A 17967-nucleotide genomic window follows, 5' to 3' on the forward strand; every position below is an offset into this window, starting at 1 on the left:
GGTCGAGGGCGGTGAGGGCATCGGGGTCACCACGGGGTTGCCGGCTTGCCCGGTCGAGGGCGGTGAGGGCATCGGGGTCACCACGGGGTTGCCGGCTTGCCCGGTCGAGGGCGGTGAGGGCATCGGGGTCACCACGGGGTTGCCGGCCTGGCCGGTCGAGGGCGGTGAGGGCATCGGGGTCGGCACCGGGTTACCGGTGGCCGTGGAGGCCGGGGTCGTTACAGCGTGGTGGTCCTGGGCGAAGGCGGCGGGCAGGCCGACGCCGACACCGGCGAGGAGCAGGGCCGATCCGCCGGCCATAAGAACCGCCCGGGTACGGCGTCGGGTCCGCACGCCGGCCTGCAGGCGTTCCCGGTCCCGGGGAGCGAAGGGGGTGTCTTCCTCTGTGTCGCGCATCATCCGTGTGAGCTCCTGTTCGAAGTGATCCATCTGTCCCTCTCTCACCTCACCGGTTCGCCGGCCCTGGCCAGGACCTGTCGTAGTTTCGCCACTCCACGGGACGTCAGGGAGCGGGCGGTCCCCAGGGGACAACCCATCATCTCCGCGACCTGCTGCTCCGGAAGATCCTGGTAGTAGCGCAGCACCACCGCGGCCCGCTGCCGTGTTGGCAGGAGGGCCAGCGCGCTCTCCAGCCGGGTGCGCTCCTCCACCATCACGCTCAGATCCATGCGGTCAGCCACCTCGGGCAGTTGTTCGGTGGGGCGCTCACCCCACCACCTCCTGCGCGCCGAGCGGGCCGCCGCACGAGCAAGGATCTGACGCACGTACGCCTCCGGCGCCTGACCCGCGACCTTCGGCCAGGCGAACCACAGCTTGACCAGCGCCTCCTGCAGCAGATCCTCGGCCCGGTGCCGGTCCCCACCGGTGAGCAGACGCGCCAGGTGAAACAGCGCCGACCAGCGAGCCGCCACGAACTCATCGAAACCATCCGCCCGTGACTGCTTCACCAGCACCGCCCTTCCACCCTCCACACGCCTGTACTCCTGGAAAGGCATTGGCAGCCGGCCCACTATGCACCACCCCCCTGTGACCTGGATCACGCATTGGGCGAGCGGGCCCGCCAGAGGCGTTGTCGGCACACGACCGCTCCACCGCCTCACAGGACACGACCGTCTTCGCCCTGCTGCGGCTGCGCGTGACGCGGGTTCCCGGTGACCGCGCGTGCGGGTCACACGTGGCCGAGGAGCTCCTCGCGCCGCGCCAGTGCCCAGGCGCGTTCCTCCTCGATCTCCGGGATGAAGTCCTGCCGCAGGAACGAGGCCCAGGGGTCCTCGCCGAGTACGCCCAGGCGCGCGATCCGCTCGGTCTCGTCGCGTTGCAGCCGCGCCAGCGCGTCGAGGACGTCGGCCGGGTCCGCGCCGTAGGCGGCGCACAACAGCCGGAGCCGTCGCGCGAGCGGTGCGCCGGCCTCGCCGTAGCCGACCCTGCGCTGGCGCTCGGGAAGACGCAGCGGCACGCTGTACCAGGCCAGTTGCGCGAGATCCTCCAGGGCCTCGCCGGGGATGGCCAGATCCCAGTCGATGAAACCCACCAGCCGGTCGTCCGCCCAGACCGAGTTCCAGCTGGTGAGGTCTCCGTGACGCATGATCAAACCGGGACGCCAGTGGGCACCGCCGTCGCACCACACGGCCCGCGGCGAGGGCCGGAAGTCGCGTACCGCCTCGTGGTAGTCGCGCAGCCACCGTCCGAGCGCGGTCACGCCCTCGTCCGCGAGGAGCGCTCGCGGCCACGGGTACAGCCCGACCTCGCCGTGCAACAGCGACACCACCTCCTCGCCCCCGTCGGGGCCGGTGCCCAGGACGCGCGGCGCGCCGGGGAATCCGACCCGCTCCAGGTGGCGGAGCAGTTCGTGCACCGCGGGGGTCCACACGCGCCAGGGCCGGCGGATGGTCTCGCCTTCACGGCGCACCACCGAGAGGCCGCCCCGCATCGACTCGCCGTCCTGGATCACGGCGGGGAGCCTACAGACGATCGCCCGGAGTGTCGCGGGTTTTGTTTCCGGTCCGGCACCGCGACCCCCGCCGGCCGGTCCCGCGATGGGCCGGCCGTGCTCGTCGACGATCCCGCTCGGCCTACAGGTGCTCGGTCAGCTTCTCGGCCGCCCAGTCCGCCCACTGCCCGGTCGTCTCGGAGTTGCGGATCCCGAACTCCAGGGCCAGCCACTCGCAGACCTGGGCCGGGTCGCCGGCCCACTCCGCCCCGTCGCGCAGGCTCTCCAGGAAGGTGTGCCGGTCCTGGTTGCGGCGGGCGAACTCCTTCAGGTAGGCGGCACCCTCCTCGCGCGGCAGTGTCCACAGGAAGAAGACGCGCAGGAGGGCGGCGCTGCGGTAGGCGCTGTCGCCGCCGGACTCGGTCAGCCACCGTTGCAGCTCGGCCCGCCCGGTGTCGGTGATGCCGTACTCGCGGCGGTTGCGGGCGCCGGTGCCGGTGACCTCGATCAGGCCGGCCTCGCTGAGTCTGGCGAGCTCGCCGTAGACCTGGCTCTGTTTCGCGGGCCAGACCATGGCGAGCGAGGACTCGAACCGCTTGAGCAGGTCGTATCCGCTGCTGGGGGTCTCGGCCAGTAGGCCTAGGACGGCGTGGCGCAGGCTCATGCGTTCACTCTACTACCAAGTCGACAGGTCAGTCTGGACAGATCTGCTCCTACCGGTCATTCTATGACCGTCCAAGTTTGGAATGTCGTACGTCTCCGAAGGAGATCACTCCGGTGAACTACGTCCGCGGCTTCGCGCCCTGGATCTGCTACGCGGCGCTGAGCGCCTTCAACTGGCGGCTGGGGATGTGCGCGGCGGCGGCCATCGCCGTCGTCCTGCTCGTCGACCAGGTGCGCCAACGCGGCGCCGACCTGCTGTCCAGCGCCACCTGCGTCTTCTTCGTGGTGATGGCCGTGATCGCGGTGGCCGATCCGACGTCGGGTCTGCACCGGTGGCTCTGCGCCCTGTCCAACGGGACGCTGGCGGTCGTGGCGCTCGGCTCGCTCGCCGTCGGCCGGCCCTTCACGCTCGCCATCGCGCGTACCCAGGTTCCCGAGGAGTTCTGGAACGCGCCGCGCTTCATCCACGTCAACAAGGTCCTGACCAGCGTGTGGGCCGCCGCCTTCGCCGCCTCGGCGGCCGGCTGCGCCCTGATCGTCGGCTGCGCCCACGCCAACGCCACGGCGCTCACCGTCGTGCAGGTGCTCGCCTTCGTGGTCCCGTTCGTCTTCACGGGCAAGTACACCGCGGCGCAGCAGGCCGCCGCGGACCGGGCGGCGGCGGGCCAGGTCTCGTAGCGCGTCCACGTGACACGTGGTGCCGGGGGGCACCACGAACCCGTGAGAGCCCGGTCGTCCGAGCTCTCACGGGTGCCCGACGTGCGAGGTCAGACCCGGTGCGCGGTGCCCGCGTACCGCTGGGCGAACCGCGTGCCGGTGCCGGCGGTGACCGTGACGTCGTAGCGTCCGTCGCCGTCGAGCGGCCAGTCGATGTTCGCGGTCCGGCCGGCGTCCACCCAGACGGTCTTCGGGTTGCCGCCGAAGTCGTTCGCGGTGGCGGTGAAACTCACCGCCCCCTCACCGTCGTTGGCGCACTCCAGGCGGATCAGCTTGGGGTCGCGCAGGTCGGCGGAGACGATCGGGACGGGCACGTCCTCCTGCTCCGCGCGGATCACCGTGCCGGCGAACCGGGTCACGAAGCCGTCCGCGCCGTGCACGGTGAAGTCGTACCGGCCGTCGGTGGTCGAGGCGTCCCAGACGTAGCTCGCGCTCTTCCCCGCCGCGACGGTGAACGGGGTGCCCGCGAACGGCTGCACGATGTTCGGGTAGACGGTGAAGCTGAAGCCCACCGTGCCGAAGTTGGTCATCGTGCAGGTGACCTTCCCGGTCTCCCGGTCCACGTCGACGTCGGCCCACGGGCGGTACGGCAGCGGGCGGTGCGGGCGGGTGCCGCGCTCCTGGCTCGGCATCGACTGGGCGCCGAGGGCCGGCAGCGCGACCGGCGGCAGCGAGGCGGCCGCGTCCGCCTTGGCCATCAGCGCGTTGGTGTCGGGCAGTTGGGGAATCGAGTAGTCCGGCTTGCGGAAGTCGAAGCAGCTGGTGAGGTCGCCGCAGACGGTGCGCCGCCAGTCGGAGATGTTGGGCTCGTGCACGCCGGTCACCACCTCCAGCAGGCGCAGCACCGAAGTGTGGTCGAACACCTGCGAGTTGACCCAGCCGCCGCGTGACCAGGGCGAGGCCACCCAGAGCGGTACCCGGTTGCCCAGGCCGATCGCCCGGCCCTGGGTGAACTCGTGTGCGGTGCCCGGCTCCGGGGTGGGCGGGACCACGTGGTCGAAGTAGCCGTCGTTCTCGTCGTACATCACCAGGAACACGGTGTGCTCCCAGACGTCCGGGTTCGACATCAGCGACTGCAGTGCGGAGTTGACCCACCAGGCGCCGTAGTCCGGGCTGGCGTTGGGGTGTTCGCAGAACAGGTAGGGCGCGACCAGCCAGGAGACCGTGGGCAGGCTGCCGTCCTTGCAGTGCTGGTCGAAGGCGGTGAGGTCGAACTTGGTCATCGCGTTGACGTAACGCGGGTCGTCGGTGGGGAACTCGTGGAACTGCTTGAAGTACGACAGGGCGTTGTCGTCGTAGTCGCCGGTGCGCTCGTCCTCGCTCGGGTTGTGGTAGACCCGCCAGCTGATCCCGGCCGCCTCCAGCCGCTCGGCGTAGGTGGTCCAGTCGGCCACCGGGTTCTGGGTGACCGGGGTGTTGTCGATCCACGGGCCGGTGGTGCCGTCCACGCCCGGGCCGGAGGTGCCGGTCCACAGGTAGAGCCGGTTGGGGTCGGTGGGGCCGGCCAGCGAGCAGAAGTACGCGTCGCACAGGGTGAACGCGTCGGCCAGCGCGTACTGGTAGGGGATGTCGTCGCGGGTGAAGTAGCCCATGGTGCGCTCGCCCTTGGCGGCCACCCACTTGTTCAGCGCGCCGTCGTTGATCGCCTGGTGGCTGGTCGCCCAGTCGTGGGCCAGGCCGGCGGCGTTCTGCGCGTTGTACTTGCTGGTGTCCATCCGGTACGGCAGCATCACGCCGCCGTCGCTGCGGCCGGCGTCCGGCTGGCGGAACACGCTGTCGCCGCCCGGGAACCGCAGCGCCTGCTTGTCGTCGAAGCCGCGGACGCCGTTGAGGGTGCCGAAGTAGTGGTCGAAGCTGCGGTTCTCCTGCATCAGGATCACCACGTGCTTGACGTCGGATATGTCGCCCTTGTGCTTGGTCCTGGACCGGCTGTCGGGCTGCGCGGTGGCGGGGGCGGCAGCCTGGGCCGCGGTGGGCAGGCCGACCACGGCGGCGGCGCCGGCCGCGGCCGCGGCGCCCATCAGGGTACGGCGGTTGAGCTCGGACATGGCGGGACCTCTCAGAGCGCGAAGGTGGCGACGGCGGCGGCGGTGTCCGAGGGCCAGCCGTTGCCGGCGGCGTTCGGATCGGGCGCGGGCCAGCCGGTGGCGATGGCGTGTGCCTCCTGCATCGAGAGGCGGCCGGCGTACTGGACGTAGTCGATCCGGTCCTGCGGCTCGGGCTTGGCGCCGCGCTGCTTGCGGGTCGGCGACCAGGTGTTGCCCGGGAGCTCGGCCGGATCCGGGTGGTCCTCGCGGAACGCGTCGGTCAGGCCGGCGGCCTCCACGGCCACCGTGACCGGCCAGGCGAGCACGGCGCCGTCGTGCGAGGCGGCGGTGGCGGGCGTCCAGTCCAGGTGCGAGGGGGAGGAGAGCTCGGCGGCCAGCACCACCGGGACGACGCCGACCAGGTCGGCCGCCATCGCCGAGAGCAGCCGCTGCGCCTGCTGGTAACGGACCGAGGCGGTCTCGGCGGCGGTCACCTGGGCGGCGCTCTGGCCGTCCTGGACGGCGTACGGGCCGTAGGCGTCCTCGTCCAGGTGGGCCGTCCAGACCCGGACCGGATGGCCGCCCGGCAGCTGCACGGTGGCCCCGGCGGCGGGCAGCGCGGCCGTCGCCGGCGTCACGTCCGTGAGCGGGTAGCGGCTCAGCAGGCCGACGCTGCCCGGGCTCTGGTAGGCGTACCAGCCGAGCGCGGTGGCCAGCGCCTGGGCGTTGGTGCCGGCCGTCTCCTGCAGGCCGACCACGTCCCAGCCCTGGGTGAGGATCACCCGCAGCTGCTTCTCGAAGCCGTCGGTGGTGTGGGTGCCGGCGTCCCAGAGGTTCCAACTGGCCACCTTGAGGCGCGGCTTGGTCTTCGCCGGGTCGACCACCGGGATCTGGACCGTGACGGTGTCGGTGGCGCCGGTGCTGTCCTTGACGGCGACCGCGATCAGCGCCGGGCGGTTCAGCGGGCGTCCCGGCGCGGTGCCCGTGACGGTGCCGTCCGCGCTGACCGACAGCCAGGAGTCGCCGATGCCCGGCACCCGGCGGAAGCTCGGGCGGCCCGCCGGGTTGCCGGCCGGGCGGCACCACAGGCCGGCGAGCTTCACGCTGACCGCCGCGCCGGGCGCGACCGGGGTGGCGGTCAGCGCGTCCACCGCGCTGTGCGGCGGGACGATCGTGGGCTTGGGGTTGAAGCTGAACGGCGCGGTCTGGGCGAGGACGCCGTAGCCGTCCTTGGCCAGCAGGTACGCGGTGTACGGGCCGCCGGTGAGCGCCGAGGTGTCCAGGGTGAGGCTGCCGGAGGTGCCCGGGGTGTACTGCCAGAGGAGGGAGGAACCGTTGCCCGGCTGACGGGTGCCGTCGTAGATGCCGATCCAGTTCTTGGGGTCCGGTGCGTCGGTGGTCCACTGGAAGGTGAGCTTGTCGCCTTCGGTGGGAGTGGTCGGGGTGCTCAGGGAGATCGAGCTGCCTGTGGCCACGGGTGTCCTGTCCGCCGGTGGGGCTGAGTGAGGGTCAGTTGGCTGGACAACTCTGCAATGGACTGGCCAACTTCCGCGACGGATCGCACATGAACTCGATATGACGGAAGGGCGGAAATCGGCCAGACCGGGCCGCCGGTGGGTGACGGCCACCAGGATGGTGAAGGACCTTCACCTCCCGGTAACCCTGGAGCCCACCATGACCTCCATCCCCCGCAGCATCACCTTTGACTGCCACCGCCTGCTCACCCTCGGTGCCACCCTCCACGCCGACCACCGCCGCCCCGACGGCACCGGCTGGGCCCTGCTCCTCGACCCCAACGCGTCTAACCAGCAGTTCTGGGAGATGCCGCAGGTCAAGGGCAACGAGAAGCCCCGCCCACGCGCCACGGGGGAACGACGCACGGACGGGGTTCATGCCCGCTGCTGCTCAGCTGGCTTCCGGGGGCACCAGCGGGAATTTGGGGTCACATACGGGTCGGCACCGGGTTGTCCGACGTGTCCAGCCAGACCGTCTGTCCAGTCGGGGTGACCGTGAGCCCGAACCGGTCGAACCCGGGGCGGCCTTGCTCGGCCCACCAGCGCCACGTGGCCTCCAGCTCGCCCCAGAGGTTCCGGGGGCCGGACTGGTACACCTCGTACTCCGTGCGGTCCCGCTCGTAGTCGACGGACGCCCACGACAGCGTGTCCCGGCTGTAGAGCCACAGCGTGTACGCGCCGTTCTCGTAGCGCTCCGCCCGCCAGAACGCGCCGGGCACGCCGCACCCGATGACGAACTGCTCGAACCATCCCCCGGTGTCCGGAGGGGCAAGGGTCGTGGTGCTCTTCACCCCGTCAGCGGGCCACGGCTCCCCGTGCAGGTAGTCCGCGAAAGGCGGCCGGTCGGTGCGCTGCTGGCGCAGCCGCATGAACGCGGAACTCCGCGTGAACCGACCGCTCGCACTGGTGCCGTCATCGTTGACGGTCAGCCGGACGATCTGCTCTCCGCCGTACTCGGTGCCGAACGGGGCGACGATGATCCCGCCGGGAGCCGCCTGCTCCAGCCACGCCGGAGGGATCTCCAGCAGAGAGCACGTAGCGATGATCCGATCGTAGGGAGCACCCTTCGCCCACCCCAACCGTCCGTCGCCCTCAACCACGGTCGGCTCAAGTCCGGCTCGCTCCAGGTTCTCCCGGGCGCCGCGAGCAACGTCCGGGTCGTACTCGACGGTCACCACGTTGGGGTTGCCCAGGCGTTGCGCCAGAAGGCCCGCGTTCCACCCCGTGCCGGTTCCGACCTCCAGCACTCTGTCGCCCGGGTGTACGTCGAGGTCATGGAGCATTGAGAACACCATCGTGGGCATGGAGTTGGACGAACTCGGGGTCGTGCCGAGTCCGTCTCCCTCGTGGTCTCCGTCGTCCCATTGCGTGGTCAGCGGGATGTCCCTGTAGACGGCCCCCCGCCACGCTTCGGGGTCCTGTGATCGGTAGACCACGGGGTTCTGTTTGGTGCCGTCCGCGATGCCCGGCCAGATGCGATCCGGGACGAACAGCTCACGGGGCACGGCCTTGAAGGACGGGAGCCAGTCCGAGGAAAGTGCGCCGCTGGCCACCAGCGCGGAGGCGAGCCCCTGGGGGCCCGCCTCCTTGAGCGTCTCGCCGGTCACTTACCGCCGCCGCCCGCCGGGGACGAGCCGTCGGAGGTGTTGCCACCCTCGTCGGAGCCGCCTCCGCCGTGTCCGGCACCCTTGTTGCTGTCGTCCTGCTGGCCGCCGCCCTTGCCGTCGCCGGACCCGCCGCCGCGCTTACCCATCTCAGTACCTCCGTCCTGGTTGGGACCAACGGGCGGCTGCCCGTTGGGTGATGCTGCCCGCCCCGAGCCTTCCCCAGGCGGGGCGGGAGTCTGTGAGGTGAGCCGAGCTACCTAACGCCGGGGGCACGTGTTGACCGTCCGCACGTCGCGCAAGAGCCTGGCGCGCCTCGCACGCTGCTCCGGGTCCAGCGGGCCCGGGTGTGCTCTTCGGGCCTCAGCGGGGCGTGTACGGCTTCCAGGTCGGTAGGGGCATCGTCGTCCGACGCGCCGTCCGGAGAGACAGACGTCGACGCGTTCACGCGCTCAACTCCCTTCGTGCGACGTACAGTCCGTCACCCGGCAGAGCGGGCGTCACGCCGTGATCGGCAAGCATCCTCGCCATCAGCCGGCGGGAGTCGCCGTCGATCAGCTGCCCAGTGAGCCGGGCGTAGTCCGTCAGGCAGCCAGCCAGGGCGAGAGCTACGCGGGCGTGGCACCCGCCGAGGGAGACGTGAGGACCTTGGAGCACGCCTCGCCCCCTGGCCAGGGCCATCACGGTCGGCTCAGACGGCAGTCCTGCCACCTTCCACGCGGTGACAACCGCGTCCGCCGCTGCTTCTGCCTCAGCGCGGAACCTTCTCAGCCGTTCCGTCTCGTGCTCCAGTTCCGGCACTGCCGCTCCCTCAGTCGCCTGCTCTGCCAATGAAGAAGACGCTAAGGAAGGGAGCGAATTGAGCTCTACAAGGTTCTACGAGATTGCACGGGGATCACCCGAGAGCATCAATCGCGGACGTGATCAGCGCGCGAGCAGGAGCCCCGTAGACGGCAAGCGCGGCCAGGTCGGCGAATGCCTTGACGTACTGGGCGACTTCGGTAGGCGTCGTGACGGTCACCGCAGCCGTCAGCAGCTCGACGTGTACCCGCTTGTCATCGAAGACGTTGAACGCCTCCAACGTCCACATCCGGCGCCCCTCACTGAACGGGATGACGCCGAGGGAGACCGATGGGAGGGACATCACTGCCAGCAGGTACCCGAGTTGCCCGGCCATCGCCTCTGAGTCGCCCACCCGGTACCTGAGGATGGATTCCTCGATCAGTACGGCGAAACGGTGGTTCCCGTCGCGTAGGACGTGTGAACGAGCCATGCGAGCCTCTACTGCCTCGGCTACGTCGTCGGGAGTGCCGTGGAAGGAAGCAATGCGTGACAGGAGGGCCGCTGCGTAGGCGTCAGTCTGCAAGAGGCCTGGCACCACGTTCGAGCAGTACACGCGGAACAGCCGCGTTCTTTCGTACAGCGGTACGCGCGACTCTTGCAGCTGGGTCAACCCGGTGCGCTGGAGTCGCCGCCACTCGACGTACATGGAGTCAGCGGTTCGTGAAGCCGCTATCAGGTCGGCGGCTTGGTCCTCCGCGCCGCAGAGCCGACACCAGACCCGAATGTCCTCATCGGACGGCGGGGTCTTCCCGTTGATGATCCTCGAAGTCTTGGAGGGGTGCCAGCCGGCCTGGACCGCCAACTCACGCCCGGTGAGCCCCGCGTCCTTGCAAATCTCGCGCAGCCGGGAGGCCAGTGCTTGCCGCGCTGCCTGCGCGCTGGACGACGGGGAGACGGGCATGAGTTGGTTACGTCCGGTTGTACCTGGGGTCAGATGCGGAAGTCGTCGTGCGGGATCGCTCGCTCCCACACGGTCTCGAACGCAGCGGCACAGCGCTTCACGGCATCCGGGGTGTCCTCCATCGCGTGTGAGACGAACGCCCCGTCTCCGGAGAACAGACCGAACCTGATCAGCTGGTCATCAAAGATCCACAGGTCGTTCCCCGGCATGAGCAGATCTGACGCCAGACGCCGGGGCAGCCAGCGGACCATCTCACCAGCAGCGATGTTCTGGAAGGTGCAGGAGTGCTCGTACCGGATGTAGTCGCTGACCGGCTCGGAGACCACTCGGGCCCGACGAACCTCTACACCTCGTGCCACAGCGGATGAGATCAACGAGTGGAAGTCGTTCCACCAGGAGGTACGGTCGAGAGGATCATGCCGGTAACCGGCCTTCCACGCCGCGAAGTCCGCGTCTTCCTCCGCGACGCCGTACACGTCCCGCATCTCAAGGTGCACGGCGGAGCGCTGGCAGTCGGCCAGCAACTCAGCGAAGGGCGGAACCTTCTGCAACATCAATTGCCTCCCTGAGCGCGGCGGCCATGCGCAACGGCAGCCGCAGCACCGTCTCACTGTCGGGGATCGGACCGGTCTTCAGGCAGTCCGCCGTGGTGGCGTCGTCTGCCCTCCAGCCCTGAATCACGAACTCCTGTTTCTCCTGATCGACCCACACCGTAGGGCAGTTGTCGCCGTTGGTGTCGGGGTCCTTGGCGATGAAGGTTAGTGCCATGGTGCCCTCCCCTGCCGAAGTGGTTGCACAGATGTGCACGACCATCACTCATAGTGGTGGCATCGTCAAGGGTCTAGAACGTGATCATTCGCCAGTTCCTCGCCCTCAACGCCTGCCAAGACGCGAGCACCCCCACGCCGACCACCGGGTAGGCGGGCGACGTCAGTTCGTGGCAGGAAGCCGGCGAGGAGCCCGAGGGCAACGAGTTCTGCGTCGAACGCAGCGCGGCGGAACGGGAGTAGTGCCCGGACCGACCGGCGGATGGTGGGCGGCGGCCACGGACCGGTCGGTCCTCCGCTGGAAACCGGTTTGCCGGCGCCCCGGACGGCCCACCATGATCACCTGACACGCGGTGCTCGCGACCGTCTCAGGAGGGGGAACCATGAACACCGAGCTGGCCAGGGCCTGGGAGCTCTTCGCCGCCGGCGATCCGCAGGGCGCGATGCGGACCCTGCGGATCGCGGCGGACGCCCTGCCGTCCGCCGAGGTCGCGCCGCTGGTGGAGAAGCTCGCCCGGGGAGCCGGCTTCGACGACCTGACCGAGGCCTCGGCCGCGCTCGCCGCCCACCCCGAGGACGCCACGCGGCTCTACGAGTTCGGGTACTCCTGCGTCGAGCGCGGCGTCCCCCACCTTGCCGTCCCGGCCCTCCGGGCATCCCTCGCGCTGCGCCCCGGGCGGCAGACGCTGCTGGAACTGGCGGTCGCGCTGGAGGACGGGGAGCGGCACGCCGACGCCGTCGACCTCCTCCAGGAGCACGAGAGCCGGACGGCCGACTGGCCGGACCGTTACCTCCTGGTCCACAACGCGCTGATGAACGGCCGGCTGGACCTCGCCCGGCAGGTCTTCGGCACCCTCACCGCGCCCGACGAGAACTGGGCGCCGGCCGCGGACCGGATCCGCCGCATCCTCGCGCGGGCGACGGACGCCGCCCCGGTCGACCGGACCGACCTGCGCGGCTGGCACTTCACGCTCACCGGTGGCCTGCTCACCACCCTGTCGCCGTTCGGCTTCCAGCAGGGCATGACCGGTCGCTGGGCCTTCCTCCAGGACAGCTTCGACTCGTGCCGGTACGGCCTGGAGCGGCTGCGCGCGGTGCTGACCGCCGCCGGCCGCCGGCCCACCTCGGTCGGGCTGCTCCCGGACCGCGGCAGCCGGGCCCTGGGTCTGGCCGCGGCCCGGCTGCTCGGCCTGCCCGCCGTGCCGTACCGTCCCGGCACCCCGGACGCGCTGGTCGTCGCCTACGACCTCAACGCCTGCGACCAGGAGCTGGTCGGCCGGCTGCGCGACCGCGCCCCGGGCGAGGTCCTGTACGAGCACGCGACGTGCTGGACCGCGCCCCCGGTCGTCCCGGCCGACGTCTCCACCCTGCTGGTGCAGACCGTGATCGCGCCGTGGGAGCCCGGACTGCCCTCCGCCGGCGACCCGATGCCGGCGGACGACCGCTCTCCCGAGGACCTCGCCGAGGCGATCCGCACCGCCTCCGTCGAGCCGGACCCCGGCGACGGCGGAACCCCCGCCGACCCCGACGAGCTGCTCACCTCGTTCGCCGCCCGGGTCCGTGGCAGCTGGCTCACCGGCCCCCGCGACCGCGTCCGCTCCGCCGGCCCGGTCCCCAGCTCCCGCTTCGCCTGAGCGACCGGTCCCGGGCCCGCGGGCGATCCGGGCGCCACCGCTACGCCCGGCACCCCGGTGGCGCCGAGGTGGAGTACGTCGTGTGGCGGCCCGAACCGGTGGCCCGCGTCATCGGCTGGTGGGCCGCCGTGAGCCGGTACAACGCCGTGAGCCGGCCCCCGCGGGCGTGCGGGAGCCGGCTCACCGGGCAACGGGGTCTCAGTGCGAGGAGCGCAGGTTCAGCAGGATCACGCCCGCGATGATCAGCGCTATCCCGACCAGCTGCGGTTTGCCCAGGTGCTCGCCGAACGCGGCGACGCCTATCGCGGCGACCGCCGCCGTGCCCGCGCCGGACCAGACCGCGTAGGCGACCGAGACCGGGATGTGCTTCAGGGCCTGGCCGAGCAGCAGGAAGGACAGCACGTAACCGATCCCCACTCCCACGCTCGGCCACAGCCGGCTGAAGCCGTCGGTCAGTTTGAGGCAGCTGGTGGCGCAGACCTCACTCGCGATGGCGAGGGCGAGCAGGAGATAGGGCATGGTGGCTATTCTGCTGGGTCGGCGAGGGTCGGGTCGGCGAGGGTGAGGCTGCCCAGCAGCGCCAGGTCCGCGTGGACCAGGCTGTCCAGCAGCGTCACCCGCGGCGCCGCGGCGATCGGCACGGTGGACGGTACCGCGAGCACGGCGCACCCGGCCGCGTGGGCGGAGGCGACGCCGGTCGGGGTGTCCTCGACCGCGACGCACACCGCCGGGTCCAGGCCGAGCCGGGCGGCGGCGGCCAGGTACGGGTCGGGCTCGGGCTTGGTGCGTGCGGTGTCCTCGGCGGCCAGCGTCACCGTGAACCACTCGCGGCCCAGGGTGCCCAGCACCAGGTCGACCACCTCGCGCGGCGAGGCGGAGACCAGCGCGGTGGGCACCGCGGCGTCCCGCAGCGCGTTCAGCAGGTCGAGCGCGCCGGGTCGCGGCACCACCTGGGTGGCGACCCGGGAGAGGAACAACTCACCCAGCCGGTCGGCGAGTTCGCCGGCGCCCGGGGAGCCCGGCACGACCCGGTCCAGGTGCGCCGCGGTGTGCTCGACGGCCTGCCCGAGCACCTCGGGGAGGTCCGACTCGCCCAGCTGGTAGCCGAGTTCGGCCGCCACCTCGGCGGTGGCCTGCCACCACAGGTGCTCGGTGTCGACCAGGGTGCCGTCCATGTCGAACAGGACGGCGGAGGGGAGGGTGGGAAGGGTCATCAGCCGTATCACTGCCCGGCCGTGACGCGGCGGTCCACCAGGACCGGACGGTCGGGCAGGGTGACCTCGGCCGTGCCGCCGACCGGCAGCAGGGCGGCCTCGTCGGTCGGCAGGTCGGCCTTGACCTGGGTGCCGTCGGGGAGGGTGACGGTGAGCCGGGTGACCGCGCCGAGGAAGCTGGCGCCGGTGACCACGGCGGAGCCGCCGGGGGTCAGGCCGACGTTCTCCGGGCGGACCAGCACGTCCAGCGCGCCGTCGGCCGGCAGCTCGCCGTCCACCGCGTGCCGGCGGCCGAGCACCTCGACGCCCTCGGCGGCGCGGACGGCCGGGATCCGGCTCATCGTGCCGACGAACTCCGCGACGAACGCGGTGGCCGGGCGGGCGTAGAGCTCGGACGGCGTGGCGCACTGCTCCAGGCGCCCGGCCCGCAGCACCGCGACCCGGTCGGCCATCGACAGCGCCTCCTCCTGGTCGTGCGTCACGAACAGGGTGGTGATGCCGAGCTCCTGCTGCAGTCGCCGGATCTCCTCGCGCAGGGTGAGCCGGACCTTGGCGTCCAGCGCGGAGAGCGGCTCGTCGAGCAGCAGCACCCGCGGCTGCAGGGCCAGCGCGCGGGCCAGCGCGACGCGCTGCTGCTGGCCGCCGGACATCTGGTGCGGGAAGTGCTCGGCGCGCTGTCCGAGGCCGACCAGTTCCAGCAGCTCCAGCGCGCGGGTGCGCCGTTCGGCCTTGCCCTGGCCGCGCATCCGCAGCCCGAACGCGACATTGTCGACGGCGCTGAGGTGCGGGAAGAGGCTGTAGGACTGGAACACCATGCCGGCGTCGCGCTTGTGCGCCGGGGTCTTGGTGACGTCCTCCCCGTCGACCAGGACCTCACCCGAGTCGTGCGTCTCGAAGCCGGCCAGGATCCGCAGCGCGGTGGTCTTGCCGCAGCCGGACGGGCCGAGCAGGGCGAGCAGCTCGCCCGGTCGCACGGTCAGGTCGAGGCCGTCGAGCGCCGTGGTGCTGCCGAACGTCCGCCGCAGCGAACGGAATTCGACGGTCGCGCTGCCCGGGTGGAGCGGCGAGCCGCCGGCCGGGGCGGTGAGCTGGGAGGTGGTCATGGCGGTGAACTCCTGGATGGGGGTGAAACGTTGGGGGATCAGCCGGTCTTGCGGCTGTGCCGCTCGCGGCCGGCGGCCGACATGAGCAGCAGGACGATCCAGACGATCAGCAGGCTCAGGATAGAGACCGCGACCGACATCTGGCCGTCGTTCTTGCCGTTGGAGCTGATCCACACCGAGAACGGCGTGAAGCCGAGGATCGAGGCGGTGGTGAACTCGCCGAGCACCAGGGCGACGGTGAGCACCGAGGCGTTCAGCAGCGCGGTGCGCAGGTTGGGCACGACCACCGAGAAGACCGCGCGCGGGAAGCTCGCGCCGCAGCTGCGGGCGGCCTCGACGAGCGTCTTGACGTCCACCCCGCGCAGCCCGGCGTCGATCGACCGGTAGGCGAACGGCAGCGCCATCAGCACGTAGGCGATCACCAGCACGATCGGGAAGCTGGGGTTCTGGATCGCGTTCAGGGTCTGGAAGAACGGCGTGTTCATCAGGTAGTCCGGACCCCAGCGGAGCACCCCGATGATGCCGGTGGTCAGCGCGACCACCGGGACCACCAGCGGCATCGAGCAGACGAACTCGATCACCGGGCCCAGCCGGGGCGCGCCGAGCTTGACCGCGATCATCGCCGGCACCAGCAGGAGCAGCAGCACCGCCACGGTGGCGACGGCCAGCTCCAGGCTGAGCTGCAGCGCGGGCAGGAAGCCCGGGGCACCCAGCAGCTGGGTGTAGGCGCGCAGGCTGATCGTGTGCGTCATCGGGTTGTCGACGCTGAACAGCACCGAGGCGGCCAGCGGCACCAGGAAGTAGACGGCGCCGACCAGCAGCACCGCGCCGCGCCCCAGGCGCGGCCGGCCGAACCGGGACCGGGTGGTCGGGCGGGAGGTCAGCTGAGCCACTTGGCACTCCGGCGCTGGAGGGGGAGGTAGATCGCCATGACCAGGCAGGCGACCACGATCATGTCGAGACCGAGCGCGAGGGCCAGGTTGCCCTGGCCGACCAGCACGTTGCCGGAGAGCGCGTTGGCGATCTGCATGCTGATCAGCGGCACCGAGGCGCCCACCATCGCGGCGGCGGTGGCGTAGGCGGCGAAGGCCGAGCCGAACAGCAGTACGAAGCCGCCCAGCAGCGAGGGCAGCAGGATCGGCAGCGCGACGTGGCGCCAGTACTGCAGCGTGGTGGCGCCGTTGTTGGCGGCGGCCTCGCGCCACTGCACCCGCAGGCCCTCCAGGGCCGGGGTGATGGTCAGGATCATCAGCGGGACCAGGAAGTACAGGTAGACCACCGAGAGCCCGGTGAAGGTGTACAGGCTCCAGCCGTGCTGGGTGAGGTTGAACTTCTGGGTCACCTCACCGGCGTTGCCGAGGGTGGCGACGAACATGAAGGCCAGCGGCACGCCGCCGAAGTTGGCCAGCACGCCGGAGCCGGAGAGCACCGCCTCGCGGAACAGCCGGAACCGGGAGGTGACCACCGCCTGGGCGAGCGGCAGGCCGATCACGGTGCCGATCAGGGCGGTCAGCGCGGAGAGCTTGACGCTGCCCAGCAGGGCCGTCAGGTAGGCACCCTGGAGCGAGTCGGTGAGGTTGGCGGTGGTGAAGGCGCCACCGCCGCCGGGCGCGTCGCTGGAGGTGGTGAACGCGCCGATGGCGATCGCGATGGCCGGCAGACCGAAGCCGATCGCGAAGAAGACCAGCAGCGGGACGGTGGCCAGCCAGGCACCGCCGCGCCGGCCGCGGCCGGGCCGCTTGGCGGCGCTCCGGCTGGTCTGGCCGGTCTGGCCGGTCTGGCCGGCCGGAGTGGGGGAGGGAAGCGCGGTGCTGACGCCCCCCGCGCCGCCACTGAGGGTCTCAGTGGCGGCGGGGGACGGCACCGGGGTGGGAGCCGCGTCGTTCATGGTGTTCGTCAGCCGCCGATCGCCTTGGCCCAGTTCTCGGTCACGACCTTCTTCGCCGCGTCCGTCTGGGCCTCGGTCGGGAAGGTGGTGAACGGCTTGGAGACGACCGGCAGCTTGGCGACCAGGGTCGGGTCCAGGGTGCCGGCGGTCTTCATGCTGTCGTACAGGGCCGGGGTGGCGTAGCCCTTGAGGAAGCCGTTCTGGCCCTCGGCGCTGTAGAGGTACTCCTCCCACAGGCGGGCGGCGGCCGGGTGCGGCGCGTACTTGTTGATCGCCTGGTTGTAGTACTGGGCGTAGCTGCCGTCCGAGGGGATCGACACCTGCCACTGGATGCCCTGCGAGGCGAACTGGTCGGTGTAGCCGGCGTTCAGGTAGGACCAGTCGACCGAGATCGGGGTCTCGCCCTTCTGGATGGTCGCCGGGGTGGTCTCGACCGGGTTGAAGTTGCCGATCTGCTTCAGCTTGCCGAAGAAGTCGATGCCGGGCTGGATGTTGTCCAGCGAACCGCCGTTGGCGAGCGCGGCCGCGTAGACGGCGCCGAAGGCGGCACCGGCCTTGGTCGGGTCACCGTTCAGCGCGACCATGCCCTTGTACATGGGGTTCAGCAGGTCGGCGAAGGTCTTCGGGCAGACCGCGACCTTCTTGGCGTCGCAGCCGATCGACATGTAGCCGCCGTAGTCGTTGTAGTACGTGGCGTTGGTGGCGTCCTTCATGGAGGCCGGGATCTGGTCGAAGTCGGCGACCTTGTAGGGGGCCAGCAGGCCCTGAGCGGAGGCGCTGATCGCGAAGGCGCTGCCGAGGTCCACCACGTCGGGGGCGCGGTCCTGGCCCTTGCGCGAGGTGATCGCGTTGATCTCGTCCTGGCTGGAGCCGTCCGGGTTCTCGTCCTCGATCTTGATGCCGTACTTCGCCGTGAAGCCGTCCATCAGGGCGCCGTAGTTGGCCCAGTCCCGGGGGAGGGTGATGACGTGCAGGTTCCCCTCCTTCTTCGCGGCGGCGACCAGCGCGTCCATGCCGCCGAAGGCGGCCGCGGAGGTGGCGGTGGCGGCGCTGCTGCCGCCCGAGCCGCTGGAGCTGGAGGAGGAGCTTGCGGAACCGCAGGCGGTGAGGGAGAGCGCGGCGGCGGTCAGCACGGCCGCCATGGCGGCAGTGCGGGCACGGT

The 17967-nt window shown here is 71.0% G+C and carries 20 protein-coding genes; 2 read left to right on the forward strand and 18 right to left on the reverse strand.

Going from position 1 to position 17967, the window contains the following annotated elements:
* From ACIGXM_RS13580 to ACIGXM_RS13595, 4 genes are all read right to left on the reverse strand, one after another.
* Positions 1-399, reverse strand: a 399-nt coding sequence (locus ACIGXM_RS13580) for a hypothetical protein (protein ID WP_396560222.1), incomplete at its 3' end; no start/stop codon positions are given.
* A gap of 41 nt (positions 400-440) precedes the next feature.
* The gene (locus tag ACIGXM_RS13585) at positions 441-947 is read right to left on the reverse strand and encodes a SigE family RNA polymerase sigma factor (RefSeq protein WP_396560224.1); all 507 of its coding nucleotides are present in this window, start codon (positions 945-947) and stop codon (positions 441-443) included.
* A 221-nt stretch (positions 948-1168) separates the two neighbouring features.
* Positions 1169-1951, reverse strand: coding sequence for a phosphotransferase (locus tag ACIGXM_RS13590; protein ID WP_396560226.1), 783 nt, complete (start codon positions 1949-1951; stop codon positions 1169-1171).
* Positions 1952-2072: 121 nt separating this feature from the next.
* Positions 2073-2594: a PadR family transcriptional regulator gene (locus ACIGXM_RS13595; RefSeq protein ID WP_396560228.1), complete on the reverse strand. Its 522-nt coding sequence runs from the start codon at positions 2592-2594 to the stop codon at positions 2073-2075.
* Positions 2595-2707: 113 nt separating this feature from the next.
* Between ACIGXM_RS13595 and ACIGXM_RS13600 the strand changes: the two genes are divergently transcribed.
* Entirely contained in the window at positions 2708-3271 is a 564-nt protein-coding gene (locus tag ACIGXM_RS13600) for a hypothetical protein (RefSeq protein ID WP_396560230.1), read from the forward strand.
* 89 nt (positions 3272-3360) lie between these two features.
* Here the strand turns inward: ACIGXM_RS13600 and ACIGXM_RS13605 are convergent, their stop codons facing one another.
* From ACIGXM_RS13605 to ACIGXM_RS13640, 8 genes are all read right to left on the reverse strand, one after another.
* Positions 3361-5358, reverse strand: a complete 1998-nt coding sequence (locus tag ACIGXM_RS13605) for a phosphocholine-specific phospholipase C (RefSeq protein ID WP_396560232.1) — start codon at positions 5356-5358, stop codon at positions 3361-3363.
* 11 nt (positions 5359-5369) lie between these two features.
* Positions 5370-6812 (reverse strand): endonuclease/exonuclease/phosphatase family protein, encoded by a 1443-nt coding sequence (locus ACIGXM_RS13610; protein WP_396560234.1) that lies wholly within the window; start codon positions 6810-6812, stop codon positions 5370-5372.
* Between the two features lie 467 nt (positions 6813-7279).
* On the reverse strand, positions 7280-8458 hold the full coding sequence (locus ACIGXM_RS13615; protein WP_396560236.1) for a methyltransferase domain-containing protein: 1179 nt from the start codon (positions 8456-8458) through the stop codon (positions 7280-7282).
* Positions 8455-8604: a hypothetical protein gene (locus ACIGXM_RS13620; RefSeq protein ID WP_207808876.1), complete on the reverse strand. Its 150-nt coding sequence runs from the start codon at positions 8602-8604 to the stop codon at positions 8455-8457. Before ACIGXM_RS13620 ends, ACIGXM_RS13615 begins: the two co-directional genes overlap by 4 nt.
* A gap of 295 nt (positions 8605-8899) precedes the next feature.
* Positions 8900-9256: a hypothetical protein gene (locus tag ACIGXM_RS13625; RefSeq protein ID WP_396560238.1), complete on the reverse strand. Its 357-nt coding sequence runs from the start codon at positions 9254-9256 to the stop codon at positions 8900-8902.
* Positions 9257-9350: 94 nt separating this feature from the next.
* Positions 9351-10199 (reverse strand): helix-turn-helix domain-containing protein, encoded by an 849-nt coding sequence (locus ACIGXM_RS13630; RefSeq protein WP_396560240.1) that lies wholly within the window; start codon positions 10197-10199, stop codon positions 9351-9353.
* A gap of 29 nt (positions 10200-10228) precedes the next feature.
* On the reverse strand, positions 10229-10753 hold the full coding sequence (locus tag ACIGXM_RS13635) for a DUF6879 family protein (protein ID WP_396560242.1): 525 nt from the start codon (positions 10751-10753) through the stop codon (positions 10229-10231).
* Entirely contained in the window at positions 10725-10967 is a 243-nt protein-coding gene (locus ACIGXM_RS13640) for a hypothetical protein (protein WP_396560244.1), read from the reverse strand. Before ACIGXM_RS13640 ends, ACIGXM_RS13635 begins: the two co-directional genes overlap by 29 nt.
* A 382-nt stretch (positions 10968-11349) precedes the next feature.
* Here ACIGXM_RS13640 and ACIGXM_RS13645 point away from each other — a divergent pair, with 382 nt between their 5' ends.
* A complete protein-coding gene (locus ACIGXM_RS13645) occupies positions 11350-12600 on the forward strand; it encodes a hypothetical protein (RefSeq protein WP_396560246.1) in 1251 nt (416 codons plus the stop codon).
* 198 nt (positions 12601-12798) lie between these two features.
* Here ACIGXM_RS13645 and ACIGXM_RS13650 read toward each other — a convergent pair whose 3' ends face one another.
* Genes ACIGXM_RS13650 through ACIGXM_RS13675 form a run of 6 tightly spaced genes read right to left on the reverse strand, consistent with a single transcriptional unit; the run spans position 12799 to position 17947 of the window.
* Positions 12799-13119 (reverse strand): DMT family transporter, encoded by a 321-nt coding sequence (locus ACIGXM_RS13650; protein WP_396560248.1) that lies wholly within the window; start codon positions 13117-13119, stop codon positions 12799-12801.
* Positions 13120-13124: 5 nt separating this feature from the next.
* Positions 13125-13814, reverse strand: a complete 690-nt coding sequence (locus ACIGXM_RS13655; RefSeq protein ID WP_396560250.1) for an HAD family hydrolase — start codon at positions 13812-13814, stop codon at positions 13125-13127.
* Between the two features lie 8 nt (positions 13815-13822).
* Entirely contained in the window at positions 13823-14917 is a 1095-nt protein-coding gene (locus ACIGXM_RS13660; RefSeq protein WP_396560252.1) for an ABC transporter ATP-binding protein, read from the reverse strand.
* 38 nt (positions 14918-14955) lie between these two features.
* A complete protein-coding gene (locus ACIGXM_RS13665) occupies positions 14956-15810 on the reverse strand; it encodes an ABC transporter permease (RefSeq protein WP_396560254.1) in 855 nt (284 codons plus the stop codon).
* Complete coding sequence (locus ACIGXM_RS13670) at positions 15798-16805, reverse strand: ABC transporter permease (protein WP_396560256.1); 1008 nt, start codon at positions 16803-16805, stop codon at positions 15798-15800. Before ACIGXM_RS13670 ends, ACIGXM_RS13665 begins: the two co-directional genes overlap by 13 nt.
* An 8-nt stretch (positions 16806-16813) precedes the next feature.
* Complete coding sequence (locus ACIGXM_RS13675) at positions 16814-17947, reverse strand: ABC transporter substrate-binding protein (RefSeq protein WP_396560705.1); 1134 nt, start codon at positions 17945-17947, stop codon at positions 16814-16816.
* Positions 17948-17967: the final 20 nt, after the last annotated feature.

The organism is Kitasatospora sp. NPDC052896 (assembly GCF_044547075.1).
Taxonomy (GTDB): domain Bacteria; phylum Actinomycetota; class Actinomycetes; order Streptomycetales; family Streptomycetaceae; genus Kitasatospora.

Bases quoted from the DNA above. Each gene is read 5' to 3' on its own strand.
- ACIGXM_RS13595 (WP_396560228.1), bottom strand. From the start codon at position 2,594: ATGAGCCTGCGCCACGCCGTCCTAGGCCTACTGGCCGAGACCCCCAGC.
- ACIGXM_RS13605 (WP_396560232.1), bottom strand. From the start codon at position 5,358: ATGTCCGAGCTCAACCGCCGTACCCTGATGGGCGCCGCGGCCGCGGCC.
- ACIGXM_RS13620 (WP_207808876.1), bottom strand. From the start codon at position 8,604: ATGGGTAAGCGCGGCGGCGGGTCCGGCGACGGCAAGGGCGGCGGCCAG.
- ACIGXM_RS13630 (WP_396560240.1), bottom strand. From the start codon at position 10,199: ATGCCCGTCTCCCCGTCGTCCAGCGCGCAGGCAGCGCGGCAAGCACTG.
- ACIGXM_RS13635 (WP_396560242.1), bottom strand. From the start codon at position 10,753: ATGTTGCAGAAGGTTCCGCCCTTCGCTGAGTTGCTGGCCGACTGCCAG.
- ACIGXM_RS13640 (WP_396560244.1), bottom strand. From the start codon at position 10,967: ATGGCACTAACCTTCATCGCCAAGGACCCCGACACCAACGGCGACAAC.
- ACIGXM_RS13645 (WP_396560246.1), top strand. From the start codon at position 11,350: ATGAACACCGAGCTGGCCAGGGCCTGGGAGCTCTTCGCCGCCGGCGAT.
- ACIGXM_RS13650 (WP_396560248.1), bottom strand. From the start codon at position 13,119: ATGCCCTATCTCCTGCTCGCCCTCGCCATCGCGAGTGAGGTCTGCGCC.
- ACIGXM_RS13655 (WP_396560250.1), bottom strand. From the start codon at position 13,814: ATGACCCTTCCCACCCTCCCCTCCGCCGTCCTGTTCGACATGGACGGC.
- ACIGXM_RS13660 (WP_396560252.1), bottom strand. From the start codon at position 14,917: ATGACCACCTCCCAGCTCACCGCCCCGGCCGGCGGCTCGCCGCTCCAC.
- ACIGXM_RS13670 (WP_396560256.1), bottom strand. From the start codon at position 16,805: ATGAACGACGCGGCTCCCACCCCGGTGCCGTCCCCCGCCGCCACTGAG.
- ACIGXM_RS13675 (WP_396560705.1), bottom strand. From the start codon at position 17,947: ATGGCGGCCGTGCTGACCGCCGCCGCGCTCTCCCTCACCGCCTGCGGT.